Genomic DNA, 25,378 nt, shown 5'->3' on the forward strand with positions numbered 1-25,378 from the left:
CAATCGTGCCTCCTCAGTGGCGGATGCGTGGATCGAGCAGCGCATAGGCAAGATCGATCAGCAGGTTCATCAGGAAAATGGCAAGCGCGGTCACCAGGATCGCCGCCAGCACCACGTTGAAATCGCGCTGGAGGATGCTGTCGATCATCAGCTTGCCGACACCGGGAAAGCCAAAGATCGTCTCGACGATCACGGCGCCGTTGAGCAGACTCGCCGCCTGGTCGCCCATCACGGTAATGACGGGCAGCATGGCGTTGCGTAGCGCATGGACGAAGATAATCGGTCCCGCCTTGACGCCCTTGGCCCGGGCCGTCTTGACGTAGGCCGAGGACAGCGCGCCGATCATCGAGCCACGCACGACCTGCACGATGATGCCGAAGGGCCGCACGAATAGAACCGCGACCGGCAGGATCCAATGCGCCAGCGACCCCGTGCCCGAGGTCGGCAGCCAGGCGAGATGCACCGAGAAGACGACAATGGCGACGATCGCCACCCAGAAATCCGGCACCGAGGCGCCGACCAGAGAGACGGTGGAGGCGAAGCGGTCGAAAAAGCCGCCGGAGCGGAAGGCGGCCAGCGCGCCGACCACGATGGCCGCGACCGCGACCAGCGTCATGGTGATGACCGCCAGCCACAGCGTCCAGGTGAAGGCTTCCAGCACCACGTCCAGTGCCGGCCGTGCCTTGCGCAGGCTCTCGCCGAGGTCGCCGGTCAGCACATTGCCGACATAGCGGCCGAACTGGACCATGATCGGATCGTTGAGACCATGCAGCTCGCGAAACTGCTGCTTCAGCTCCGCCGAGGCTTCCACCGGCAGGAATAGCGCTGCCGGATCGCCTGTCAGCCGTGACAGGAAGAAGACGAGCACCAGAAGGCCGATCAGCGAGATCAGGCTCGACAGGGATCGCTGGCGAATGAAGCGAAGCATGGCAACCTCGATCGGCGGATAAGAGAAAAGGACGGCGGCGGAGGTTCCGCCGCCTGAGACCTGCCGCATCGAAACCATGATGCGGCAGGCCGTCTGGCTCGAACGTCGCGCAAAGGCGCTTATTTGATGCCGATCTCGGAGAGCTGCAGCATCGAGTTGGTGGCGATCGTCGGCTTCCAATCGAGACGCTCGGAGACGCGCGAGAAGCCGACCATGTGGAACAGCAGCACATCCGCCACCACGTCGTCATGCAGATAGGCGAAGAGCTGAGACCAGAGCTTGGCGCGCTCGTCGCCGACGGCGGCCGAGGCCTTCTGGATCAGATCGTCCACCTTCGGGTCGGAAAAGCCCGACTGCGTGCCCTTCGAGTCATATTTGAAGAACATGGTGAAGGACGGGTCGCCCTTGGAATTGTCATGCATGGCGGCGACGATGATCGGGCCGCGGCCTTCCTTGAACGGCTTCGAATAATAGCCCTCGTGCTCGGCCACTTCGACGAACTTCAGGTCGATCTTGAAGCCGACCTCCTGGAGCTGCGCCTGGATCGCCTCCATGATCTCCGTCACATTCGGGAAATTGGCGGTGCGGGCGATGATCGTGATCGGCGTATCGACCTTTACGCCGGCAGCCTTGGCCTCTTCCAGGAGCTTCTTGGCGCCATCCGGATCATAGGGGAAGACCTTCACATCCGGGTTCCAGCCGAGCGTGGTGGGCGGCACCAGCGCGGTGGCGAGCACGGCGTCCTGCGGCACCAGCGTGCCGAGGAATGCCTGGCGGTCGATCGCGAGATTGAGCGCCTTGCGTACGCGGACATCGTTGAGCGGGGCGATATTGTGGTCGAGCCGCATATAGACGGTCTCGCTGTCGAGATAGGAGAAGTCCGTCTTGTCATTGGTGGCGTCGAGCTGTGAGATCGACGGCGACAGATCGGCTTCGCCCGCTTGAACCATGGCGGCGCGCACCGAGGGGTCGGCACGGAAGAGATAGGTGGCTTCAGTCACCTGCGGCTTGGTGCCCCAATAGTCATCGCGGGCGGACAGCACGATCTGCTGGCCCGGCGTCCAGTTGGACAGCTTGTAGGGACCGGTTCCGATCGGCTCGCGGATGAATTCGAGCGGCGTTTCTTCCGGAACGATGGTGACGAGCGACATCAGAAGCGGCAGGATCGGCTGGACGGGATCGACCTTGAAGTCGACGGTCGCGTCGTCCACCACCTTCACATCCACTTTCATGCCGCCGAAGTAGCGGCGCGACTCGCAGGCATTCTTGTCGCTCATGATGCGGTCGAAGCTGTGCTTGACATCCTTGGCATCGAAGGTGGTGCCATTGGAGAAGGTGACGCCCTTGCGCAGGTGGAAGCGCCAGCTGCCGTCCTGCGTCTGCTCCCAGCTTTCGGCCAGACGCGGGACAACGCCCTTCTTGCCGCGCACATCGAGCTCCGTCAGCGTCTCGCTGACATTCTCCATGATGATGCGCCCGATATTGGAGCGCGTGGCCATGCAGGGCTCCAGCAGATCGGCCTCTTCGGCCAGAACGATCTTGATCGGCCCGGATGCAGCCAGGGCGGGCGATAGGCCTGCCGCAAGCGCACCCACGGCCAAAACGCCCAGTTTCACACTGCTTCTCATCTCAACTCCTCCCCGTCTGTTCATGACGTTCCAGCGCCTCTTCTCCACGGTCGCCGGCCTGCCCAAACCATCTAGTTTTCCCTCATCTTTGTCAAATTGTTTTGCGGTAACAGACGAAAAGAAAATTTTAACAGAGAATTTCATCATTATATTTCAATATTTTATAGGACTTTTTACAGCGGGATTTATTGTCGTTCGACGTTATAAAAACTTGACAACTTAGCGATTATCGCGATTTTCTGCGCGGCAGAGGAGAGCGCCATGAACCCTGATGCCATTGCCGAAGCCATGACGGGCACCTTGTCTCAGCGAGCACCGGGACGCATCGAGGCCTTCCTACCCTCGCCCATGGTGCAGAACCATGCGAGCTTTCTGCATGCGCTGCCGAATGGCGGGCTGATCTGTGCCTGGTTCGGCGGAACGCTGGAGGGCAAATCGGATATTTCGATCTTCGCCTCCGTGCTGACGCCGGGCGCGGAGGCTTGGGGACCACCCTGCCGCCTGAGTTTCGATGACGATCATTCCGAACAGAACCCGGTCCTGTTCGAGGCGCCTGACGGACGGCTCCTGCTGTTTCACACCGTTCAGCCCGCCGGAAACCAGGATGAATGCCGAATCCGCATGGCCGAAATTGCCATCGATCCGGCCGATCCGTTGCGGCTGACGGCAAGCGAAGGCAGCTATCTCGATCTGCCGCGCGGCTGCTTCATCCGCGCGCCGCTGGTTCTTCGCGAGGATCGCGCCTGGCTTCTGCCGATCTTTCGCTGCGTCTCCCGTCCCGGTCAGAAATGGACCGGCAGCCACGACACGGCAGCGCTCGGCATCTCGCGGGATGGTGGCAAAAGCTGGACGCTTGAGACGCTTAGCGATTCCATCGGCTGCGTTCATATGAGCCCGGTGGCGATCGGCGGCACGGCAAAGGACGGCCGGCTGGCCGCCTTCTTCCGCCGGCGCCAAGCCGATGCGGTCTACCGGACCGAGAGCGCGGATTTTGGCCTGACATGGTCGACGCCCGCGCCCACCGATTTGCCGAACAACAACTCCTCCATCGCCGCCATCCGCCTGGCCGACGGGCGGGTCGCGATGATCTGCAATCCCGTCAATGCGGCCGGTGTGAGCGAGCTGCGCGCCTCGCTCTATGACGAGTTGGGCGAGGACGATCAGCGGCCCGATGCCGATCCGGCGGGCGGCTGCGTTCCCGTCTGGGGCGTGCCGCGCGCGCCTGTTGCCGTCTGCCTGTCGGAGGATGGCGGCCTGAGCTTCCCCTCCCGCATCCTGATCGAGGACGGGCCGGGCACCTGCCTCAGCAACAATTCCACTGACGGACGCAACCAGGAAATGTCCTATCCCTGGCTGCTGGAAGGCGCCGACGGCAGCCTGCACATGACCTACACCTATGGCCGCCGCGCCATCAAATATGTCCGCCTCGCGCCCGGCTGGGCCGAGCCTTCTGAAGGGAATACCCGATGAGCGAGATCATTGGCATCACCATGGGCGACCCTTGCGGCGTCGGCCCCGAGATCACCGTTCGCGCCCTGGCGGAAATGCCGGAGGCGGAGCGCGCGAACACCCGCATCTATGGCAATCTGCCGACGCTGCAGGCCGCCGCCCACGCGCTGAAGATCGATCTCGACCTTACCCCCTTCGTGGCCGATCTGCCGATCGAGGGTGCGCCGCTTCCCTGGGGAAAGCTTTCGGCGGTTGCCGGTGACGCCGCCTTCCGCTTTATCGAGCGGGCGGTGCGCGATGCGGAGGCCGGCAGCATCGGCTGCATCGTCACCGCGCCGATCAACAAGGAAGCACTGAACGCCGCCGGCCATCATTATGACGGGCATACCGGCATGCTACGCAGTCTCACCGGCGCGTCTGCCGCTTTCATGCTTCTGGCCTCAGAGCGGCTGAAGGTCATTCATGTCTCCACCCATGTGGCGCTGGAGGAAGCGATCCGCCGAGCGACCACCGAACGCGTGCTGGCAACGATCCGCGCCGGCCACGGCCATCTCAAGCGCATCGGCTATGACAATCCGCGGATCGCCGTAGCAGGCATCAATCCGCACTGCGGCGAAAACGGTCTGTTCGGAACGGAAGACGATCAACATATCGCCCCTGCCGTTGCCGCAGCGCAGGCAGAAGGTATCAATGTTCAGGGCCCGATTTCGGCGGATACGGTCTTCCACCGCGCCTATTCCGGCAGTTTCGATCTCGTCGTCGCGCAATATCACGACCAGGGCCATATCCCGATCAAGCTCGTCGCCTTCGACACCGCCGTCAATGTCTCGATCGACCTGCCGATCGACCGCACCTCCGTCGACCATGGCACCGCTTTCGACATTGCCGGCAAGGGCATAGCCGACCACGGCAACATGAAATCGGCCATCGCCTATGCCCGCCGGCTCGTCGCCGGCCGCGCAGGGAAAGGATAAACGACATGGCAAGCGCTTCGATCACGCTTCATCAGCCGCGCCGCCTCGTTGTCGGCGCCGGCACCATCGCCGAGGTCGGCATCTGGGCCGGAGAGGTTGGCTCGACGCTGGTGCTGGCGACGCCGATCACCTCAGGCTTTGCCGACCGCCTGCAGCTAACAGGCAAGGTCAGCCTTTTCGACGCCATTCCCGGCGAGCCGGACACCGCCACGCTGGAGCACGCGCTGGCGGCCGCGCGCGAAGTCACGCCGGATCTGGTCGTCGGGCTTGGCGGCGGCTCGGTCATGGATGTGGCCAAGCTGGTGGCCGCTCTTTGGGATGGAGACCAAACACTGGCGGATGTGGCTGGGCCGAACCGCGTCGCCGGCCGGCGCACCCGCCTCGCGCAGGTGGCGACCACGGCTGGCACCGGCTCGGAGGCCGGGATCCGCGCACTGATCACCGATGAGGAAAAGGGCGCGAAGGTGGCGGTCGAAAGCCCGCATCTGATTGCCGATCTCGCGGTTCTCGATCCGCAGCTCACCTTCTCCGTGCCGCCGGCAGTGACCGCCGCCACCGGCGTCGATGCCATGGCCCATTGCGTGGAGGCCTTCACCAATCGGCGGGCCCATCCGATGATCGATGGCTTTGCCCGCATGGGCTTCCGGCTCGTCGGGCAATATCTCGCCCGTGCCGTAAAGGATGGCGGCGACACGCAAGCGCGCGAGGGGCTGATGCTCGCCTCCTATTATGGCGGCATCTGCCTCGGGCCGGTCAACACCGCCGCCGGCCACGCCATCGCCTATCCGCTCGGCACGCGCCTGCATCTGCCACATGGCCTGGCCAATGCCATCGTCTTCCCGCATGTGCTGGCGTTCAATGAGCCGGTTGTCGCCGAGAAGACGGCGGAAGTGGCGGAGGCGCTGGGCTTCGGCACCAATCTTTCGCAGCACGCCTTGAGCGAGGCCGCACAGCGCTTCTGCCAGGATCTCGGCCTGCAGATGTCGCTGTCCGCCCATGGCGCGAAAGAGGGGGATCTGCCGTCTTTCTCCACAGAAGCACATGCGATCCGCCGGCTCATGGACAACAATCCAGCGGATATGCAGGTCGAGGACGTGCTCGGCATCTACCGCGCGGCGTTCTGATAGGGCAAAGGCGCACCACCGCTCACGCTTGAACGACGAAGAAGGCGGTGCGCCAAATCCGCAACAGGAATGGAAGCCTGAACGGGGCACTTCAGCCGCCCTGTTCGGTGGCCGCCGAGACCAAGCCCTGAAGAACCACGGCGCGCGTCGCCGCCTTTTACAGAAGCTGGTGGGAGGATTGGAACAGCCGCTCGCGCGAGCCATTCAAATGCGATTCCATCAGCTTGCGCGCGCCTGCGCCATCGCGCGCGGCAATGGCTTCGGCGATTGCCTCGTGCTCGGCAAAGACGCGGGCGAGGCCTGCGGCCTCCCGCTTGACCGAGACGCCGTGAAATTTCATTCCAACGGCGATATGGTCCTTCAGCGCCTCCATGGCGGTGGAGAAGTAATTGTTCTGCGCCGCCCGGGCGATGGCCAGATGAAACTGATAATCGGCATCCTCGCGGTGCGATTGACGATTGGTGGCGTCACGCATCAGTTCCAGCGCCTGGCGGATGGCGGTGAGCCCTGCCGCGTCGGCGCGTGCGGCGGCCGCGGCGGCTGCTGCCGGCTCCAGCGTCAGGCGGAACTCGTAGCAGTTCAGGAGGTCGGCGACATTTTCCAGCTGGCCGAAGCCGAGCGGCTCACGCAGGCCCAACGCGCGCACGAAGCTGCCGGCGCCGCGTCGCGAATAGATCAGGCCCTGATCGCGCAGCCGCTTCAGCGCCTCGCGGATCACCGGACGCGACACCTCGAACTCCGCCGCCAGATCATGCTCCGTCGGCAGCCGCTCATCGGGCCGGTAAGCGCCCGATTTGATGGCCCTGTGCATGCGCTCGAAGACGATATCGGGTAGCGCCTTGCGCGTCGTTCCGTTGGCCAGCCCCATTTCAGTCTCGTCGTCCCTGCTTTCCGGCCCCAAGCGTGGCACCTGGGCCTGCCCTCACTTATTCACTGCAACCGCGAAGCGATCTCCGTCAAGGTCCCGGCATGGCCGAAGCCGCCGGATTTGGCGATGATGCAGCGCCCCTGTGCTTCCGCCACGCCGAGGCCCGGAAGGCACTCGCCCCGCAGCCGGAACGCATGCAACCCGGCCTTCAACAGCACGGCCTGCGCGGTGGCGCCGCCCGACAGCAGCCATGTGGCCGCGCCCTCGGTCAAGCCGGGTACGACCGACGCGGCGAGCCGCTCCGCCACCGCCTCCGGCGCGCAGGCTTCCGCTCCGGGGACGGCTTGCACCAACGTTAGCTGCGCGCTCGGCGCCTGCCTCGTCTCCGGCCCGAGATCGCCGTTGGGCGCCAGCCGCAGCTCGATGTCGCGCGCGGCGGTGAGCGCATCGATCTGGGCCAGCGTGATCGGATCGCGCGAGCCGATGACAAAGAGCGCCGCGCCTTTTGGCAGATCGACGGGGTCGGCCTGGGCTTTACCCGTCATCGCCTGAGCCAGCGCCTCGGAAAGCCCGCGTGCGCCAATCAGCAGGTCAGCGCCATCACGTCGTGCCTCTTCGAGCACCGCCCGCATCGCCTCATCCGAGGCGACATCGGGTATATGGCATCGATCGGCGTGGACGCCGAGCTGCGCCCGCACCGCAATCGGCGTCTCCACGCCGAAGCCCTGGACGAAGCCCTGATGCACCACGCGCCCGAAAGCAGGAATGGCCGGCGCCACCAGCGCCCGGCGAAAGGGCACCGCGTCGAGCTCGGCCGCAATATTGCCCTTCAATCGGGAGTCGACCTTCTTGAACAGCAGGACATCGTCGGGGAGCGCGGCGAGCGCCGTCTCCATCGCAAGGCGTGCGACGGCAGGCGCAACCTCCCTGCAGTCGAGATTGATGGACAGCACGGCCGGCCGCGCGTCGAGCGCCGCGCCGATCGCCTCCAGACGCAGCACCACCTCCGTGTGCAATCCGCGACCGGCAAAGGGCGCAGCCGCATCCAGGGCGCCCGTGAGATCATCCGCCAGAATGGCCAGCATCGTCCAAATCCAAATCTGTTGTTATCTTCAGATTGATGAAATCTGCTTATTTGTCAACGATCTGATTTGAATTGATGACAACCATCGCAATGTTCAGCGGTTTGATTGCCTGTAGGGCAAGTTCGTGGCGCGAGCGGACATGACGTGGACCAGTCTGCCGGCGGCTCACACGGCAAGACGAGCGAGGTTATGCAATTGGTTACGTGCTCGGGAAGGTAGAGACGTCGTGGAACGCGCGGGCATGGCGCGCTTCCGGCGCGCCTGCCGCGTGTGCTCTGCCGCAAGCGCCTGATTAATTCCAGCTCACGCCCGGCGTGTTGACGAGATCGCTCGTGATCGCGGAGCGAACGCAGTCGCGGCCGGAGGCCTTGGCGGCATAGAGCGCGCTATCGGCCTCGCGCAGCAGTTCTTCCTTCTCAGGCGCGGCAATGCTCCGAAGCGCCGCGGCGCCCACACTGACGGTGACGACGCCATGCTCATGGCCGGCATGTTCGAGGCGCATGTCCCTTACGCAGTTACACAGAAGGCTGCCGACCGAGATGGTTTCCGCCAGATTGGCCATGGGCAGGATCACCGCCACTTCCTCGCCGCCATACCGGGCGACGACGCTTCCGGTCATCGGCGCCAGCGTCGTTTCGATCACGGCAGTGATCTGGCGCAGGCATTCGTCGCCGGCCGGGTGACCATAGGTGTCGTTGTAGCGCTTGAAATGATCGACATCGATCATCAGCAGGCCGAGATCGGTGCCGCGTTTGAGCGCATTGGCAAAGACGGAATCCAGCGTCTGGTCGAAAGCCCGCCGGTTGGGAAGCTGGGTGAGACCGTCCGTATGCGCCAGTTCCTTCAGCCGGCTGTTGAGGTCGCGGAGCCGGGCCTCGCGCTCGCGTTGCGCAGTAATGTCGGAAAAGACGATGAGGAAACCGCCCTCGCCCGTCTTGCGCGTGCGCGCCTCGATGAAGCGGCCGTCGCGAAGGCGCAAAGCCCGGTCGCCGGGCTTGGACAGGACATCGACCGTGCGCTCGATCACATCTTCCGGCCAGCCGGATGGCGCTGCTTCCTCGCCCCGCTCGATCGATGCCTTGACGATGGTGAAGAGCGATTGGCCGGGCTGGCGAACATCGGCCGTCAGCGGGAAGAGTTCGAGCAGCCGCTCGTTTTGATAGACGAGCTTGCCGTTGGCATCGAACATCGACAGGCCGTCCGCCATGCTGGCCATGGCATCGGCCAGACGGCTCTGGGCGACCGAAAGTTCCTGCAGAAGATGCTTATATTCGGTAATGTCCCTGTTGTGCGTGATCACGCCGACGAGATGGCCATGCCGGTCCCTCAGCGGCACTTTCAGCGTCGACAGCCAGGCAGCCGATCCATTCCGCCGCACGAATCGCTGCTCGACTGTCAGCGGCGCGCCGGTCTTCAACGCCTCGACCTCGGCCTGGCGGAACCGCTCGGCCACCTCGAGCGAATAGAAGTCGTCGTCCTTACGACCGATTAGCGCGTCCGGCGTTGCGACACCCATCAACAGCGCCGTCGCCGGATTGGCCGCGATGAATCGGCCGGCCATGTCCTTGGCATTCAGACAGTCGGGCAGCGCCTCGATGATCGACCGGTACATGCGGTTTTCCACCGTCGCATCATGGCGTCGCCGCTCCTGCAGCAAAGCCAGACCCGCCAGTTGCGTCGCGCCGCACAGAACCAAGGCGAAGGGAATGGTCGTTCCCCTTGTCAGCCCCAGCCAGGTCGAGGGCGAAAGCTTGACGTAAAAGCCGAGAATGCCGGTGACCGCCACGCCAACGGAGAGGAGAACGACGTCCTTGTAGCGGATGGGTCTGCCGGATGTGTGCCGGTGAGCCAACAAGCCGACAGCGGAGGCAGCAAGCATTTGCGGAACCGCAACGGAAAGCCCGGTGCCACCGATCATGGCTCTGCGCAGCAGCCCTGCCATCAATGGCAGGGCGGCCGCAACTGGACCGCCGAAAAAGCCGCTGACGGCGAGAAACGTGTAGCGTGTATCGAGATACACGCCGTCCATGAACTGGAAGGGCAGCGACATGCAGGCCACCGTTCCGGCCGCCATGATCGCGCCGAGAACGAGCTGTTGCGCCCGCTCACCCCGCTCGGCGGCATGCCGGTGCCCCAACGTCCAGAAGCCTGTCGCCAGAGCGACAATGGCCAGGTTCGAGAGGAGGTCATGCCAAACGGTCATCGGTGTCTCACACGGTGCAATGCGGTGATTGTATAAAGCAGCGGTTAAGACATGGTGTGACACGTCAGCCAGACTGGGCGGATGCGACAGTTTTAGCTAACGGTCCGTATGGAAAACGGGCCAGAAATCAAGGGCAAAGAACCAACGAAGGCTGCGGCACGAACCTATCCGTTTTGCCGGGCTGGCTATGTCCTCGCATCGTCGGCTGAGGCCTGCAATCCCGGCAGTGCGAATCACCCGGCCTCTTATCCGCAGATCGACGCCAATCGATAGCTGTCCGTCACCTGTCTGCCGCGAAAAGTCACATCGAACATGGTCACAGATTGTTTGATCGCTTAGAAAGCCAGCGGAGACGCATGATCTGGCGCAGCAGCGTCTACCACTTTTTCGGAATATCTTTAAAAAGGCTTCCTGCAGCCAGGATCGCGGTTGCATTTCCGCTCCACAACTCGCAATCTTCGGCTGCTGTTCCAGCATCGATCAAGGTCTCGCTATGCAGAAGAAAATGCCCAACGCCGTTGACGCCCTTGTGGGTTCCCGTGTGAGGATGCGTCGCGTCATCCTTGGGCTCAGCCAGCAAACCCTGGCAGAAGCTCTGGGCGTGACGTTCCAGCAGCTTCAAAAATATGAAAAGGGTGCGAACCGCATCGGCGCTAGCCGGCTGCAGCGGCTCGCGCAGGTTCTGGACGTGCCCGTCGGCTTCTTCTTCGAAGGCAGCGTCGACAGTGGCGAGGCGCTCGCGGTGTCCGCCACGGCGGATCCGATCACCCAGTTCATCGGCAGCCGCGAAGGCATTGCCCTGATCACTGCCTTCGCATCGATCGAGGACAGGCAGGTTCGCCAGACGATCCTCAATCTCGTGCGCTCTCTGAGCAGCAATGCCAAGGCAGCGGAAGAGGACGAGGACGACGTGCAGCATCTGGCCGTCTCGCCCTGACATGACGGTCTTCACCCTTGCGACAACAGGCACCTGCCGCGTGTTTGACGCCAAGGGTGAGACAGTGCGCTGCCCGGAACTGGCGATCATTCTGATGGCCTATCTGCATGATGTCGGCCATCCCGTTTCCCGGCGGGATGCGGCATCGCTGCTTTGGCCGCAGGTCACTCCGGCAGCCCGGCTGACCAATCTGCGCTCGCTGGTGCGCCGAACCGTACAGGCTTTTGACGAAAAAGGCCCCTGCCCGCTGATCGTCGGCAATAGCACCCTGACGCTCGACCGGGCGCTGATGCGCGTCGATTTTGCAGTGGACGACGAAGGCGAGCCCTATGTCGAGCGTCTGCGCCGGCTGATCGCCGCCGTATCCGGCGGTTTTTTGCGCGGCGATATCGAGCCGAGCTCGCCGCTCTGGCTCTGGTCACGCGCGGTGGAGCGGCGCCTGCAAGGCTGTCTCGACAGTCTCGTCAAGCAGGCTGACGACAGGCAGGATCGGCAGACAGAAGCGCTGCTGCGCGAGGCTGCCGTCTATCTGGCGCCGGGCGGGGCGCATGTCTCCGAGGTGCGCCTGCCTGCCGCCGCCGTGCGCGAGGCCCCCAAGCCTTTTTCCATAAGCGCTCCCGGCGCGGTCGAGGGGTTGGAGCCGCATATGGCCGTTCCCCGGATCGCGCTGCTGCCGCCGGTTCCGGCCAAGGGGACGTCGTCCATCCTATTCCGGCTGGCCAGCGCCATGGTCGAGGATGTCACGATCGACCTCTGCCAGGAGCGGTCCTTCGTCGTCGTCTCTCCCTATACGGCCGACAAGCTGCGCGGCGAGGCCAATAAGGCCGAGTTTCTTCAGCGCCATCATGTCAACTATGCGCTGGACACCCGCCTCTCGGGCGAAACCCTTCTCGTTCAGCTGATCTTCTATCCGACCGACGAAATCATCTGGGCCGCTCGCCTGCCGATCGACAGAGACAATCTCGTCATCGGGCGGCAGAAGCTCATCACCGATCTCTGCACCAATGTGACGGGCCATATTCTGCGCTCGCGGGCGCGGCACGATCATTACCTCACCCACGCGGACGCCTACAGGCATTATCTCCTCGGCAGCCAGCAGATGCTGCACCTCAGCCTGCCCGCCATCCGCAAGGCGCGAAAGCATTTCAGGGCCGCGATCTCGGCTACGGATGGCTTCGCCCTAGCGCTGAGCAGCCTGTCGCGCACGCTCTATGTCGAATGGCTGCTGACCGCGCGCGGGGACCCCGACCTCCTGGCCGAGGCCGACCGGCTGGCTCGCCAGGCAATCGCGGTGGATCCGATGCAATCGGCGGGCTACCGCGAGCTGGGCATGACGCAGATCTATCTCGGCGATCTCGATCACAGCATCGAAGCGCTGGCCCATGCCGAACAGCTGAGCCCACACCATGCCGACGGCCTCTACAGTTTCGGCGACACCCTGGTGCATGCGTCGCGGCCGCAGGAAGCGCTGGTGAAACTCAACAGCGCCATGGATCACAGCCCGATCGTGCCCGACAGCTATCTCTGGTCGGCGGCGGGCGCCAATTATTTTCTCGGGCGTTATGGCGAGAGCATCGCCCTGGTCAACCGCATGAACGATCCATCCCCCGCCGACCGCATCGCTGCGGCCGCCTATGCCATGAATGGGGATCTGCGTCAGGCGCGTGTGCGCGTGCGCCGGGTGATGGAGGCCAATCCCAGCTTCGATGTCTTGAGGTGGCTGGATATGGTGCCTGTCAAGGATCAGGCCCATCTCGATCATTATCGGGAGGGTCTGCTCAAAGCAGGATTTTAGCAACACCCGCAAATAGAAGGACAATTTTGATGGCGGCTGTCTTTATTGCAATTGAGGGTTCATCCGATATTTGGGTGGCAGATCTCGAAGGTGGCACGGTGAGCAAGATCGAAGACCCTAGCGGAAAGCTCGCCGAGATCAACACGCTTGCTACAGGCGGGATTACGGTCATCAAGGGCGTCAAGCTGGCGATCAGCGTGCCCTCGTCCGACAAAGTTTTCTCGGGCCATTTCGAGGGCTGATCCAGCCTGATCGACATTACACGCGCGCTGCGTCACTCCCTGTGGCGCGGCGCGGCATAAAGGCATTATAGAATATGCTGTCGGCGGCACCCAAGACGCCGGAACCGGCACCCGCGCGATGCCTGGTTTCGGTGAAGCGGCGCATCAAGTCGTTCCTTACATAGCCCAAGCTGACGTCGAAATCCTCGCGGACTGCCCATCTTGCGTTGTATACAGCTTTCGAAATCAAGGCTTATACATGATAGCGGTAGCTAACCTCTGCGATCTTGTCGCTTGCAGCGTGTGCAACGCCAGTGCAACGCGCAGCGGGCCTCGCGCTGTGGCATGATTGAACACAATCAAGTCAGGAGTGCAGGAATGGGTTCGACATTGATCGCGGATTTACCAGAGGATCGCCGGGAGGAGTTGCTCGCTCTGGTGAACATCGTCAGCTATGCGCGCGATCTCTGCACCTCACTGGCTACGCCGCATGCCGCTGCTCTTCTGGAAGAAGCGCGCAACCTGCTCGTTGCCGAAGTCGAGGCCGAACTGAACCATGTGCTGTCGAAGGACAACATCCTGCGTGTGGCCACGACCCCGGCCGGCCGCTGCTGACAGCGCTTTTGTGATGGCAGTTTGGCTGCCTCGACATATGGCCCGCGCTTTGGCGAACCTTAGAGCAGCCTCATTCCTCGTCCACGACGTGCGGGATGGGGTCGTGCAGCTTCAGGAACACCCACAGCGCGGGCCTTAGCGCGTCAGGCGTCAGATGCGGTCGGCATCGTGCTGCAGCGGTAATCTCTCAGGAAGACTAAACTGCGCGCGCAGCAGCATGATGCCAGGATCTTCAAAGCCTTTGTCAGCAATGAGCTTGCGAATGAGCGATTTTTGCGCGCTACATTCGGCAAAACTAACAGACAGTTTTGACGTTCGCAACAATCTTCACGCACCTCAAGAGGTGGGCTGGAACGCCGTGGCAAGGCGTCCCAAGGCCGCAGATCGCCGATCGCGTGCGGCTTTCGGCGGCTCGGCTTCGATGGAGATCGCCAGCGGCGGTGCAAGAGTTCGCGCGCCGCTCTTGCCCTTTTCAACTTCTCCCTAGGTGATGGCCTCACATCATCTTCTAAAAAACGAAGATGGTCCGATCCGAAGGTGTGCGTGGCAGTTCGACGGAGCGACCCTCTGCTTCACCCTGAGCCGGATCGGCGCTTTGACGGCCTGCCCAGGAGACCCTATGACCGATGCCGAACTGCCGCCTGCGGCGCATGAACCCGATCCGGCGCTCACGCCTGAGCAGGCGGAGGAGGCACGCAGGGCCTATCTGCTGAAGCGCTTCTGGATCAGCGCGCGTGGCTATTGGAGCCGCAGGGGCGACCGGCTTGCCTGGCCGTTTTCGCTGGGATTGCTTGTCCTCATCGGCGCCAATGTCGGCTTTCAATATGGCATCAATGTCTGGAACCGCGGCCTGTTCGACGCGATCGAGCAGCGTGATGCCGCGAATGTCTATTCGCTCGGCGCGCTGTTTCCGCCGCTGGTGCTCGGCAGCGTCACGCTCGTGACGATTCAGGTCTATGTCCGCATGCTGCTCCAGCGACGCTGGCGCTCCTGGCTGACCAAATCGCTGATCGGCCGCTGGCTGGCCAATGGCCGCTATTACCAGCTCAACCTGATCGGCGGCGATCATCAAAATCCCGAGGCCCGGATCTCCGAAGACATGCGCATCGCCACGGAATCGCCCGTCGATTTCGTCGCCGGCGTCATCTCGGCCTTCGTCTCCGCCTCCACCTTCATCGTGGTGCTCTGGACCATCGGCGGCGCCCTGACGGTGGCGGTCGGCGGAACGGACATCACCATCCCCGGCTTCCTGGTGATTGCGGCCGTGGTCTACGCCACGATCACCTCCAGTTCCATCGCCTTTATCGGCCGCAATTTCGTTCGCGTGTCCGAGGCGAAGAACCAGGTGGAAGCGGAGTTTCGATATACGCTCACGCGTGTGCGTGAAAATGGCGAAAGCATCGCCCTTCTGGGCGGCGAGGAGGAAGAGCGCAACGACCTCGACCGCACCTTCAAGCAGGTGCGCGAACAGTGGCGGCGCCTGGCCCAGCAGCATATGCGCACCACGGTCGTCTCGCACGGATCGATGCTGATCGCGCCTGTCGTGCCGGTTCTGCTCTGCGCTCCGAAATTCCTCGCCGGCAGCATGTCGTTGGGAGAAGTGATGCAGGCGGCCTCGGCCTTCACCATCGTCCAGGGCGCCTTTGGCTGGCTGGTCGACAATTATCCGCGCCTGGCCGACTGGAACGCCTGCGCCCGCCGCGTCGCCTCTTTGATGATGTCGCTGGACGGGCTGGAAAACGCCGAAAACAGCGAGACGCTCGGACGCATCAAGCGCGGCGAGACACAGGACGACGTGATGCTCCGCCTGGAGGAGCTCTCGGTTTCGCTTGGGGACGGCACGGCCGTCGTCAAGGAAACCGAGGTGGAGGTGCGGCCGGGCGAGCGTGTTCTCGTTGCCGGCGAATCCGGTTCGGGCAAGAGCACGCTGGTGCGCGCCATTGCCGGCCTCTGGCCCTGGGGCGGCGGTCGCGTCGATTTCCACGCGGACAAGCACCTCTTCATGCTGCCGCAGAAACCCTATATCCCGTCGGGGACGTTGCAGCGCGCCGTCGCCTATCCGCGCGGCGCCGATAGCTGGAGCGTGGAGGAGATCGGCGTTGCGCTCGACAAGGTCGGCCTGACACAGCTGACCGAAAAGATCAAGGAAGAAGCGCCTTGGGACCACACGCTGTCAGGCGGCGAAAAGCAGCGCCTGGCCTTTGCCCGGCTGCTGCTGCATCGACCTGATATCATCGTTCTCGACGAAGCCACCTCGGCGCTCGACGAAAAGACGCAGGATGCGATCATGGCGATGATGATCGAGGAACTGCCCGAGGCGACGATCGTCAGCGTCGCCCACCGGGCAGAACTCGAAGCCTTCCACACCCGCAAGATCACGCTGGAAAAGCATGAGGGCGGCGCCAAGCTCGTCAGCGACGTCGATCTCGCACCCTATACCGGCCGACGACACATGATCTCCCGCTTCCTTGCCCGCACACCGAGGGCGCGCAAGCCGCAGGTGACCTGATGAAGGTTTGACGCTTCAGGAACAGGTGCCATTTGGCGTGGAACGGAAAGCGTTTTCCGCTCCATGCTGATGTCCCCTCTCGCCCCTTAAGTCCCTGCCGTGTGCAGGCTTGCCCCGATGTCGTCAGCGGATAATGAGCCTCGCGGAGATCTGGTAAATCTGACCTGGAGCGTGGGAGCTGGCATCGGTATCGGTCCTATGCTCCGACTGAACAGCTTTTGCTGTGTCGCATTGCTCAGGAAGGCGCTGCAGCTGATCCTCAGAAGCAAAACGTAAACCAGTTCTTTTGTTATCTTGCGGGATAGGGACCGAGCCTTTCGGTCTCCGGGCAAAAAACTACGGTTTTGGTAAGGGGCGACTGCTAGAGATGCGAGCAAGTGCCACCGGAACCGGCAAGGCGCGTGACGAGCCTTTTTGCGGAATCCCTTATGCGACGCGTGGAGAAGACAGCGCCAGTCCGCCAGTCCCGCCCGGTCATATGGGCGGCGGCTTTCATGCTGGCCGTTGCGGGCCTGATGGCGCTGCTGTCGGCGGATGTCATCTCCACCATGCGCAACGCCGCGGATGAAATCGACGCCAAGCGCTCTGTCAACGCCGTCAATGCCGCCATCCTCTCGGTGAAAACGCGGCTCGGCGCCACCTTGCGCGACAATGCCATCTGGGACGATGCCTATGCCGGGGTCAACACGGAGAACAGCGACAGCTGGATCCTCGAAAACTGGGGATCGGTCAGCGTCAACTATCCTCTCTATGACGGCGTCGCCGTTCTGGATCAGGAAGGACAGCAAGTCGGCGCTTATTTGAAAGGGAACCCGGTCCAGGCCATCACGCTTTTCGGCCCGGATCTCTTGGTGCAGTCGCGCGCCGCAGCGCTCAATCCAGACGCCAATCCGATCGTCAATTTCTACCCGAGCGCCGAAGGCGTCACCATGATCGCCACGCTCGCCATCCAGCCGGATAACTACAAGGCCGGGCCTGCCAGCACGAAGACGCTTTCTTTCTTCAAGATGCTCGACAGCCGCTTCATCAAGGCGGTCGCGGAGGATTTTCAGGTCGAAGGGCTTGTGCTGCGGCCGGAAAGAGCGGGCGGCGAACTCAACCTGGCCCTGCATGATCTGCGCGCCAAGCCCATCGGCTATCTCAACTGGCCGCCTAAGCGCCCCGGCACCGCCGTTTATACACGCATTCAGCCACAGCTCGTGGCCATTCTCAGCCTTTTCGCGCTGTTTTTCGTCGTCGTCGTCACGTCAGCGCGGCTGGAGATCCGCAAGATTCGTGGGTTTGCCGAAAAGGCAGACCATGACGCCACCCACGACGATCTGACCGGCCTTCTCAATCGCAGCGGCCTCAGCCGGGCAATTGCGGAGCTGCCGGAGGGTCCGGCGGTGCTGCATCTGATCGATCTCGACGGCTTCAAATCGGTCAATGACAGCTGGGGCCATGCCGTCGGCGACGAGCTTCTTCGCCTGGTCGGAGCCAAGCTGAAGGTCGTCCGTCCGGATGTCGTCGTGACCGCGCGGCTTGGCGGCGATGAATTCGCCATCGTTCAGCTCGGCAAGCGCGATCCCGCCGCCTTAGGCATTGCGCTGATCAAGGAGATATCGCGCCCCCTTCCGGTCGAAGGCAGAACGGTGGAGATCGGCGCCAGCATCGGCTTTGCACAGATTGTTCAGGGAATACCGGCGCTCGAAATTGTCCGCCGCGCGGATATGGCGCTTTATCGGGCCAAGGAGGATGGACGCGGCCGGGTGGTGGCCTTCGACGACGAGCTCGATATCGAGCGCCAAGAGACGAAGGCGGCCGAGGACCGGCTGAAGCAGGCGCTGGCACAGGGCGACATCACGGTCGTCTATCAGCCGCTCGTTTCAGCCCGCGATGGACGGCTGACCGGGGTGGAGGCCTTGGCGCGCTGGCCGGCTGCGCCGGATGGCATCGGTCCGGAGATCTTTATCCCCCTTGCGGAGAAGTCCGGCCTGATCGACAGCCTGTTCTTCACCGTTCTGTGTCAGGCAGTCGAGGGCGTGAAGGTCTGGCCGGACCTTGAACTGTCCGTCAATATTTCGCCCATTCAGCTTTGCAATCCGGAGTTCGGCAAACGTGTTGCCGCAGTGATCGCGGACGAGGCCTTTGCGGCGGACCGCCTGATCTTGGAAGTGACCGAAGGCGTGCTGATCGCACAGCCGGAGCAAGCCCGCCGGGCGATCGACGGCCTGCGCGCCATTGGCGTGCGCTTTGCCATGGATGATTTTGGCGCGGGCCATGCCAGCATCGGCATGCTCCGGCATTTCGGCTTCGAGAAGGTGAAAATTGATCGCTCCGTCGTCGCTTTGCAAGATCCCGTGTTGCTGAAAGCCATTATCGAGCTAGCCGCTGCCTTGCAGATTCCCGTCACGGCCGAGGGAATCGAAACCGAGGAACAGGCCCGGCTGGCGCGCGAAGCCGGCTGCGAACAGCTGCAGGGTTACCTCGTCGGTGCGCCCTTGAGCCTTGATGAGCTGATCGCGCTTAAGGATGGCGTACAAAGGCGCACCGGCACGTCGCGCCATTGAGAGCCTTTGCCGTGAGGCATCCGGCAAACGACGAGAGTGCCACTAAAGCATCGATCGATCCGGCGCGATGTTTCGGACCGCGCACCCGGTCAGCCACGGACCTATTCCCTGCAATTCGTGGCGCCGCACGAGGCTAAGCCGTCGACGAGAGGCCGTTCATGGCCGGTAGGGCGTTTCCTCCAGCCCCTGGAAGGGCAGCTCAACGGCAAAAAGGTCTCCGCCGAGGCCGTCCCGATTCATCGAGGTGATGAAGGCGGTTTTTCGGTCGCCGCCGCCGAAGCAGAGATTGGTGCCGTTTGGAACCGGCACATGGATCTCGGCATCGATGTGCCCCTCAGGCGTCATGCGCAGGATGCGCCCGGAGTCGCTCGCAGCGATCCAGTAGCAGCCGTCGACATCCATCGCCGCGCCATCGGGCCGGCCGAGCAGGGTCTGGTGATCGGCAAACAGCCGCCCCTCGCCACGCATGCCGCTTTCGGGATCGAAGTCGAAGCTGAGGATATGCGGATGGGCGGGAAAGGAGTCCGACACATACATGCGCCGCCCATCCGGGCTCCAGGCAAGCCCGTTCTGCACTTGGAAGCGGCCGCCCCGGGGGCTGACCATTCCGTTTCGACCGATGCTGTAGAGCGCTCCGGCCTCACCGTGCAAACCAGGCTTTGCGGCAATCGAGCCCGCCCAGAAGCGACCCTGCCGATCGCAGGCGCCGTCATTCATCCGCCAGCCCGCCGGCAACTCCGGCGCACCGAGATAATCGAGATGGGCCTCATCGCCATCAAGACGCAGACGGGCAAAGCCCCGATCGGTGGCGGCAATGAACCCCACGCCTTCGGCGAGTGCAAAGGCACCGAGTTGCACCGGCAGCGACCAGCCTTTGAGCCTCTCGCCCGCCACATCGACGCGCCAGAGCATCCGCGCGGGAATATCCGTCCAGTAGACGCAGCCCTCCGTCGCGTGCCAGACCGGGCATTCCCCAAGCCGGCAGCCGGGGCTGGCAAGGCGCTCGGCCTTGAAGATCGGGCAGGAGGCCGACATCCGGTCACATCCTGACGATGCGGCTTTCGCTCGCCTTGTCGAAAATCAGCAGCTTCTCGCTATCCGGTCGCAGCGCGAAGCGGTCGCCGGCGCGCGCCTGGCTGCGCTGCTTGGAGGAGACCAGCATCTTGCCGGCCGGGCTGTCGCAGATCACCGTCGTGTCCGAGCCCGTGCTTTCCACCGCGTCGACGGCGCAGACGATGCTGCCGCTGGCACCGGCCGCGACGGTCTCCAGGTGCTCCGGCCGGATGCCGATCAGCACGTTCCGCCCGCTTTCCAGCCGGTAGCCCTCGGGCAGCGGCAGCACGATCTCGCTATTGGCCGTATGCAGGGTCTTAGCCTCCGGCCCGACCATGGCGGGAAGCATGTTGATCGCAGGCGAGCCGATGAAGCCGGCGACGAAGACACTGTCGGGCCGGTCATAAAGGTCCAGCGGCGTGCCCACCTGCTCCACCCGGCCATCGCGCAGCACCACTATCTTCTGCCCCATGGTCATGGCTTCCACCTGATCATGCGTGACATAGACCGAGGTGGTGCCGATGCGGCGGTGCAGGTCACGGATTTCGCCGCGCACCTGGGTGCGCAGTTTCGCATCGAGATTGGAGAGCGGCTCGTCGAAGAGGAAGACGGAGGGATCGCGCACGATCGCCCGGCCCATGGCCACGCGCTGGCGTTGGCCGCCGGAAAGCTCCTTGGGCAGGCGGTCGAGCAGAGCTTCGAGGCCGAGCATCTGCGCCACCTCGTCGGTCTTGCGGCGGATCTCGTCTTTCGGCCGATGCTTGAGCCGAAGGGCGAAGCTCATATTCTCGCGCACGGTCATCTGCGGATAGAGCGCATAGCTCTGGAAGACCATGGCGATGTCGCGCTCCTTGGCGGCAAGTTCGGTGACGTCGCGCCCGCCGATGCGCACCTCGCCGTCGGTGACATTTTCGAGCCCGGCGATGATGCGCAACAGCGTCGACTTGCCGGAGCCGCTCGGGCCGATCAGCACGCAGAACTCGCCCTCGGCGATTTCCACCGAGACATTGCGGATCACATCGACAGCGCCGAAGGACTTGGACACGCCCTTGAGTGATACGGCTCCCATTTCACGTCTCCCAGGTCTTGTTTGAGCGAGCTTAGCCCTTGACCGCGCCTGCCATGATGCCGCGGTTGAACTGCTTCTGCAGAAGGAGGTAGCAGATGATCGTCGGGGCCATGGCGAGCAGGGTCGCCGCCACGAAGACATTCGGCGTGATCGTCTCATCCACCCTGAGCATGCCGAGCATGACGGGAATGGTGAAGAGCTGCTTGTCGCTGACGACCACCAGTGGCAGGAGATACTGATCCCAGATCATGATGAAGCCGAAGATGACGACGGTGCCGAGCGCCGGGCGCACCAAGGGCAGCACGACATTGGCGAAGATCTGCCACTCGTTGGCGCCGTCGATGCGCGCGGCCTCCTCCAGCTCCTTCGGCACGGCGCGCATGAATTCGGTCAGCATGAAGATCGAGAAGGCCCAGCCGACGACCGGCAGGATCATCGCCGCATAGGTGTTGTAGATCGAGGCGTCGATGACCGGAAAGCGCGCCTGCACCACGAGATAGAGCGGAATCGAGATCACCTCCTCCGGCAGCATCATGGTGGAGAGCACCAGCAGGCTGACGATGGCCGCGCCACGGAAGCGGCGGCGCGCCAGCGCATAGGCCGCAAGCGCGCTGACGGCGACCTGAAGCGCCGTGCCGACAATGGCGACGACGAGCGAATTCAGGAGATAGCGCCAGACCTGCATGTCGATCAGCGCCGTTTTGAAATTGGCCAGCGTCGGCTGCACCGGCAGGAGCAGCAGCTGGCCCGGCTTGATGACGAGCCCACTCAAGGCCGTGACGATGATGCCCCAGAAGGGGCCGACGAAGATGGCGAGAATGACGAGATAGAGCAGGATGCGCGCGGCGCGAACGGCGAGAGACGGTTTCATCGGCCCCTCCTCAGCGGCTCAGCCGCGCCTTGACCAGCGTCTGGATCAAGGTCAGCACGATGGTGGCGACGAGCAGCAGCAGGGAAACGGCCGAGGCATAGCCATATTCGAGGTTCTGGAAACCGGCCTTGTAGATGTGGGTCATGATGGTTTCGGTCGAGCCGGCAGGGCCGCCGCCTGTGGTCGCATATACCTCGGCGAAGACGCGGAAGCCGCGGATGAAGGACAGCATGATGACGACGGAGATGGACGGGATGATCCCCGGAAGCGTCACATGCCAGAGCATGCGTAGCCAGCTGGCGCCATCGACATTGGCGGCGTCGTAAAGCTCGCGGTTGATGCCGACGAGGCCGGCGACGAAGATCACCATGTCATAGGGCGTGCTCTTCCAGACCTGCATGAGCACCAGCACCCAGAGCGCCTGGCCGGGATCGGTGAGAAAGCCCTGCGGCGCGATGCCGAACTGATCGAGCACCGAATTGACGACGCCATAGGGCGCCGAATTGAACAGGATGCGCCAGATCTCGGCAATGATCGCGGCGCTGGTGATGGCCGGCAGGAAGATGGCGGTGCGGATGATGCGCAGATGCCGCGCCTGGCCTTCCAGCGCCAGCGCAAGGAAGAAGCCGAGCACGGAGGCGGTGAGCGTGGAGACGAGGACATAGGTCAGCGTGTGGGCGACCGCGCTGCGCAGATCCGGATCGGTGAACGCGCGGGCGAAATTGTCGAGCCCGACCCATTCGCTTTCGCCGTAGAACTGCACGTCATAGAAGGCCATGGTGAGGCCGGACACCATGGGATAGAATTTGAACCAGGTGAAGATCACCAGCGCCGGGGCCAGGAACAGCCAGGGGATCGACGCGCCCTTCCAGTCAATCCGGCGCGCCTTCCCGCGTTTAGCTCTGGTCGACTGCTGCGGCATGTCGTCCCCGAGGGGCAGATCGCGCGTTGTGGACATGGATCACCTCACCTCGTTGCGCGCAGGTCTGACGCGAGGGATCCGCGATGGACCTCCGCTGGGCGCCCGGCCAGTTGAGAAAACATCGGTTCGGCCGGCCTTCTCACCGGCCGAACCGTGCCTGGAAAAGAGGCCGCGCGCAGCTGAAGGGCCCGCGCGACGAGACATCAGCCTATTCGGCCAAGGCCTTCTGCTTGCGCAGCTCCGCCGCCATCTCCTGGTCGATGGATTTCAGTTCCGCTGGAATGTCCGAGTTGCAGCTCGCCAGGATCTTGTTAAAGCCTTCGGCCGTCAGCATGCGGATCGGCGTCCAGTTCGGCACCGGCGGCACATAATGGCCGCTCTTGTCGAAGACCTCCTTGAAGGTGCCCCAGCGCGGATCCTTGCGCACCGCGTCAACATCCACGGTTTTGTTGATCGGCAGGCGCACCAACGGGGTATGGCCGGTGCCCTCGCCCATGCCAATTTCCTGCCCCTCGGGCGAAATCAGATAGGCGATGAACTTCTCGGCGGCCGTGCGCGCCTTGGTGCCGGTCATGATATAGGCGCTGGTGCCTTCGGCGAGTGCTGCGACCCCGCCGGGGCCTGCCGGCGGCGGCAGCACTTCGATCTTGTCCTTGCCGGGCTGCTCGTCGAGAACGGCGATGTGATAGGGACCGGAGAGGAAGATGCCGGTCTGGCCCGAGCGGAAGGTCGGCAGGGCATCGCCCGTCGTCGCATTGATCGCGCCGGGCTGGACCAGGCCTTCGCAGAACAGCGAACGCATGAAGCCGAGCGCATCGGCCACCGGCTTGCTCTCCAGGTCCGGCTTGAAGCCGCCCTTCTCCTGCTTGACGAAATTGCCGCCAGCCGCCCAGATGAAATTGCTCATATACCAGCTGGCATAGCCGCGCACGGTGGAGGCCGGCACGCTCATGCCGAAGGTGTCGGCCTTGCCATTGCCATCCGGGTCGTTCTTGGTGAAGGCTTCGGCCAGCTTGTGCAGGTCGTCCCAGGTTTTCGGCTGCGGTAGGCCGAGCTTTTCGCGCCAGTCCTTGCGCACGAAGAGCGCGAAGGCCTGGGCCGAGATCGGCACGGAATAGACCTTGCCGTTCGCGCCTTTGGCGCTGTTCCAGGCAGCCGGCACGATCTGGTCGTTGCCCTCGATCTTGGTGGGATCGACTTCCTCGATAATGCCCATCTTCAGCATCTGGCCGAGCGCGGCATCATCATTGATCACCACATCGGGCAGATCGCGCGCGGCGGCGGCGCGGGCCAGGCGCTGCTCGAAATCCGTGCCGGTGTTGTAGCTCTCGACCTGAATGCCCGTCTTGGCGGTAAAGGCATCGGTCAGCGTTTTCAGGATCAGGGCCGACTCGTCGGTCTGGCGCGACCAGACTTTGAGGGTCTCGGCAGAGGCCGCTCCTGTTGCCGCCAGCAGCATCGCGCCGGCCAGAAGATGCGTGGTCATCCGCTTGAGCATGTCGTTCCTCCCAATCATGAGCGCGCGATCCCGGCGGGGCAGACGACGCTCGAAATCCTCTTGTCCTTTATGCCGATCCGGCATGCCGCCGGATCGGTTGGGCGGGGCTCCTCGTGCGCCCGCCCTTGGCTTTTTCCTCAAGCCGCCTTGTCGCGCCGGTGGGGTGCGATCAGCGCCTCGAGCATGCGCTCTTCCTCTGCGGTGAGGTCGACAAGCGGGCTGCGCACACGTCCGGCGGCAAAGCCCTGCAGGCGCACGCCGGCCTTCACGGCCGAGACCGCATAGCCCTTGCCGCGATTGCGGATGGCCATGAACGGATAGAAGAAGCTGTTGAGCAGCCGCTCGCAGGTGGCGCGGTTGCCGCTGCGCAACGCCTTGTAGAAGTCCACCGCCAGCGCGGGGACGAAATTGAAGACGGCGGAAGAATAGGTGGTGAAGCCCGCCGCGAGATAGGCTTCGGCGAAAAGCTCGGCGGTCGGCATGCCGCCGAGATAGGTCAGCCGGTCGCCCATGCGCGCGGTCACCTGGCGCACCAAGCCGATATCGCCCGTGCCGTCCTTGAAGCCGACGAGATTGTCGCACTCATCACACAAGCGTGCGAGCACATCCGGCAGGAGCACGCTGTTGTCTCGGTTATAGACCATGACGCCGATATCGACGGACTGGCAGACGCGCTTCACATGGGCGTAAAGCCCTTCCTGCGGCGCGTCGATCAGATAATGCGGCAGCAGCAGAATGCCGTCGGCGCCGGCCTTCTGGGCGGCCTGGGCAATCTCGACTGCCGTTTCCGTACCATAGCCGCAGCCCGAGACGATGGCCGTATCACCGGCCGCTTCCTTGGCGGCACGCACGATTTCCGGAACTTCGGAAGGCTTCAGCGAGAAGAATTCCCCCGTGCCGCCGGCGGCAAAAAGCACAGGCGCATCGAAGCCCGAGAGCCATTCGACATGGGCCTGATAGCTGTCGCGCTTAAACGCGCCGGCATTGTCGAAATGCGTGACCGGGAAAGACAGCAAGCCTGAACCCAAAGCCTGCTTGATCTCCTGCGAATTCATGCCGCCCGTCCTCCGTCTTGTCGTG

Annotated in this window: 21 protein-coding genes; 9 read left to right on the plus strand and 12 right to left on the minus strand. The window is 63.4% G+C overall.

Annotation, left to right across the window (positions count from 1 at the left end):
* Positions 1 to 13 precede the first annotated feature (13 nt).
* Both BMX61_RS08180 and BMX61_RS08185 read right to left on the minus strand, forming a co-directional pair.
* Positions 14 to 928, minus strand: coding sequence for an ABC transporter permease (locus BMX61_RS08180; RefSeq protein WP_075626397.1), 915 nt, complete (start codon positions 926 to 928; stop codon positions 14 to 16).
* 119 nt (positions 929 to 1,047) lie between these two features.
* Positions 1,048 to 2,556: an ABC transporter substrate-binding protein gene (locus BMX61_RS08185; protein ID WP_075626315.1), complete on the minus strand. Its 1,509-nt coding sequence runs from the start codon at positions 2,554 to 2,556 to the stop codon at positions 1,048 to 1,050.
* A 261-nt stretch (positions 2,557 to 2,817) separates the two neighbouring features.
* Here BMX61_RS08185 and BMX61_RS08190 point away from each other — a divergent pair, with 261 nt between their 5' ends.
* The 3 genes from BMX61_RS08190 to BMX61_RS08200 are packed head-to-tail and all read left to right on the plus strand — an operon-like array spanning position 2,818 to position 6,103.
* Positions 2,818 to 4,026 carry a sialidase family protein gene (locus BMX61_RS08190; RefSeq protein WP_075626314.1) on the plus strand — a complete coding sequence of 403 codons (1,209 nt, stop codon included), beginning with the start codon at positions 2,818 to 2,820 and terminating at the stop codon, positions 4,024 to 4,026.
* The gene (pdxA, locus tag BMX61_RS08195; RefSeq protein ID WP_075626313.1) at positions 4,023 to 4,979 is read left to right on the plus strand and encodes a 4-hydroxythreonine-4-phosphate dehydrogenase PdxA; all 957 of its coding nucleotides are present in this window, start codon (positions 4,023 to 4,025) and stop codon (positions 4,977 to 4,979) included. The genes BMX61_RS08190 and pdxA overlap by 4 nt, the downstream gene beginning before the upstream one ends.
* Before the next feature lie 5 nt (positions 4,980 to 4,984).
* Positions 4,985 to 6,103: an iron-containing alcohol dehydrogenase gene (locus tag BMX61_RS08200; protein ID WP_092742450.1), complete on the plus strand. Its 1,119-nt coding sequence runs from the start codon at positions 4,985 to 4,987 to the stop codon at positions 6,101 to 6,103.
* A gap of 157 nt (positions 6,104 to 6,260) precedes the next feature.
* On the opposite strand, the gene BMX61_RS08205 is transcribed toward BMX61_RS08200, so the two are convergent.
* From BMX61_RS08205 to BMX61_RS08215, 3 genes are all read right to left on the minus strand, one after another.
* A complete protein-coding gene (locus tag BMX61_RS08205; RefSeq protein ID WP_075626311.1) occupies positions 6,261 to 6,971 on the minus strand; it encodes a FadR/GntR family transcriptional regulator in 711 nt (236 codons plus the stop codon).
* Between the two features lie 62 nt (positions 6,972 to 7,033).
* The gene (locus BMX61_RS08210; RefSeq protein WP_075626310.1) at positions 7,034 to 8,056 is read right to left on the minus strand and encodes a four-carbon acid sugar kinase family protein; all 1,023 of its coding nucleotides are present in this window, start codon (positions 8,054 to 8,056) and stop codon (positions 7,034 to 7,036) included.
* A 292-nt stretch (positions 8,057 to 8,348) separates the two neighbouring features.
* Positions 8,349 to 10,259 carry a diguanylate cyclase gene (locus BMX61_RS08215; protein ID WP_075626309.1) on the minus strand — a complete coding sequence of 637 codons (1,911 nt, stop codon included), beginning with the start codon at positions 10,257 to 10,259 and terminating at the stop codon, positions 8,349 to 8,351.
* 505 nt (positions 10,260 to 10,764) lie between these two features.
* Between BMX61_RS08215 and BMX61_RS08220 the strand changes: the two genes are divergently transcribed.
* The 4 genes from BMX61_RS08220 to BMX61_RS08235 all read left to right on the plus strand — a co-directional run bounded on the left by BMX61_RS08220 (position 10,765) and on the right by BMX61_RS08235 (position 13,827).
* Positions 10,765 to 11,196, plus strand: a complete 432-nt coding sequence (locus tag BMX61_RS08220) for a helix-turn-helix domain-containing protein (protein WP_327216416.1) — start codon at positions 10,765 to 10,767, stop codon at positions 11,194 to 11,196.
* A 40-nt stretch (positions 11,197 to 11,236) separates the two neighbouring features.
* A complete protein-coding gene (locus BMX61_RS08225; protein WP_139311754.1) occupies positions 11,237 to 12,991 on the plus strand; it encodes an adenylate cyclase in 1,755 nt (584 codons plus the stop codon).
* Between the two features lie 29 nt (positions 12,992 to 13,020).
* A complete protein-coding gene (locus BMX61_RS08230; protein ID WP_075626306.1) occupies positions 13,021 to 13,233 on the plus strand; it encodes a hypothetical protein in 213 nt (70 codons plus the stop codon).
* Positions 13,234 to 13,590: 357 nt separating this feature from the next.
* Positions 13,591 to 13,827 (plus strand): hypothetical protein, encoded by a 237-nt coding sequence (locus BMX61_RS08235; protein WP_075626305.1) that lies wholly within the window; start codon positions 13,591 to 13,593, stop codon positions 13,825 to 13,827.
* Between the two features lie 150 nt (positions 13,828 to 13,977).
* Here the strand turns inward: BMX61_RS08235 and BMX61_RS24625 are convergent, their stop codons facing one another.
* Positions 13,978 to 14,151, minus strand: a complete 174-nt coding sequence (locus BMX61_RS24625) for a hypothetical protein (RefSeq protein WP_170854915.1) — start codon at positions 14,149 to 14,151, stop codon at positions 13,978 to 13,980.
* Positions 14,152 to 14,446: 295 nt separating this feature from the next.
* Between BMX61_RS24625 and BMX61_RS08240 the strand changes: the two genes are divergently transcribed.
* On the plus strand, positions 14,447 to 16,336 hold the full coding sequence (locus BMX61_RS08240; protein WP_083639289.1) for an ABC transporter ATP-binding protein/permease: 1,890 nt from the start codon (positions 14,447 to 14,449) through the stop codon (positions 16,334 to 16,336).
* Positions 16,337 to 16,830: 494 nt separating this feature from the next.
* Positions 16,831 to 18,885 carry a bifunctional diguanylate cyclase/phosphodiesterase gene (locus BMX61_RS08245; RefSeq protein WP_170854916.1) on the plus strand — a complete coding sequence of 685 codons (2,055 nt, stop codon included), beginning with the start codon at positions 16,831 to 16,833 and terminating at the stop codon, positions 18,883 to 18,885.
* Positions 18,886 to 19,041: 156 nt separating this feature from the next.
* On the opposite strand, the gene BMX61_RS08250 is transcribed toward BMX61_RS08245, so the two are convergent.
* The 6 genes from BMX61_RS08250 to kdgD form a co-directional block, all read right to left on the minus strand.
* A complete protein-coding gene (locus BMX61_RS08250) occupies positions 19,042 to 19,920 on the minus strand; it encodes an SMP-30/gluconolactonase/LRE family protein (protein WP_075626303.1) in 879 nt (292 codons plus the stop codon).
* A 4-nt stretch (positions 19,921 to 19,924) separates the two neighbouring features.
* Positions 19,925 to 21,007 carry an ABC transporter ATP-binding protein gene (locus BMX61_RS08255; RefSeq protein WP_075626302.1) on the minus strand — a complete coding sequence of 361 codons (1,083 nt, stop codon included), beginning with the start codon at positions 21,005 to 21,007 and terminating at the stop codon, positions 19,925 to 19,927.
* A 31-nt stretch (positions 21,008 to 21,038) separates the two neighbouring features.
* Complete coding sequence (locus BMX61_RS08260; protein ID WP_075626301.1) at positions 21,039 to 21,878, minus strand: carbohydrate ABC transporter permease; 840 nt, start codon at positions 21,876 to 21,878, stop codon at positions 21,039 to 21,041.
* Positions 21,879 to 21,888: 10 nt separating this feature from the next.
* Positions 21,889 to 22,836 carry a carbohydrate ABC transporter permease gene (locus tag BMX61_RS08265; RefSeq protein WP_210186272.1) on the minus strand — a complete coding sequence of 316 codons (948 nt, stop codon included), beginning with the start codon at positions 22,834 to 22,836 and terminating at the stop codon, positions 21,889 to 21,891.
* A 172-nt stretch (positions 22,837 to 23,008) separates the two neighbouring features.
* The gene (locus BMX61_RS08270; protein WP_210186273.1) at positions 23,009 to 24,298 is read right to left on the minus strand and encodes an ABC transporter substrate-binding protein; all 1,290 of its coding nucleotides are present in this window, start codon (positions 24,296 to 24,298) and stop codon (positions 23,009 to 23,011) included.
* Between the two features lie 137 nt (positions 24,299 to 24,435).
* Positions 24,436 to 25,353, minus strand: coding sequence for a 5-dehydro-4-deoxyglucarate dehydratase (kdgD, locus tag BMX61_RS08275; protein ID WP_075626300.1), 918 nt, complete (start codon positions 25,351 to 25,353; stop codon positions 24,436 to 24,438).
* Positions 25,354 to 25,378 lie beyond the last annotated feature (25 nt).

The organism is Xaviernesmea oryzae (genome assembly GCF_900109605.1).
Lineage (GTDB): Bacteria > Pseudomonadota > Alphaproteobacteria > Rhizobiales > Rhizobiaceae > Xaviernesmea > Xaviernesmea oryzae.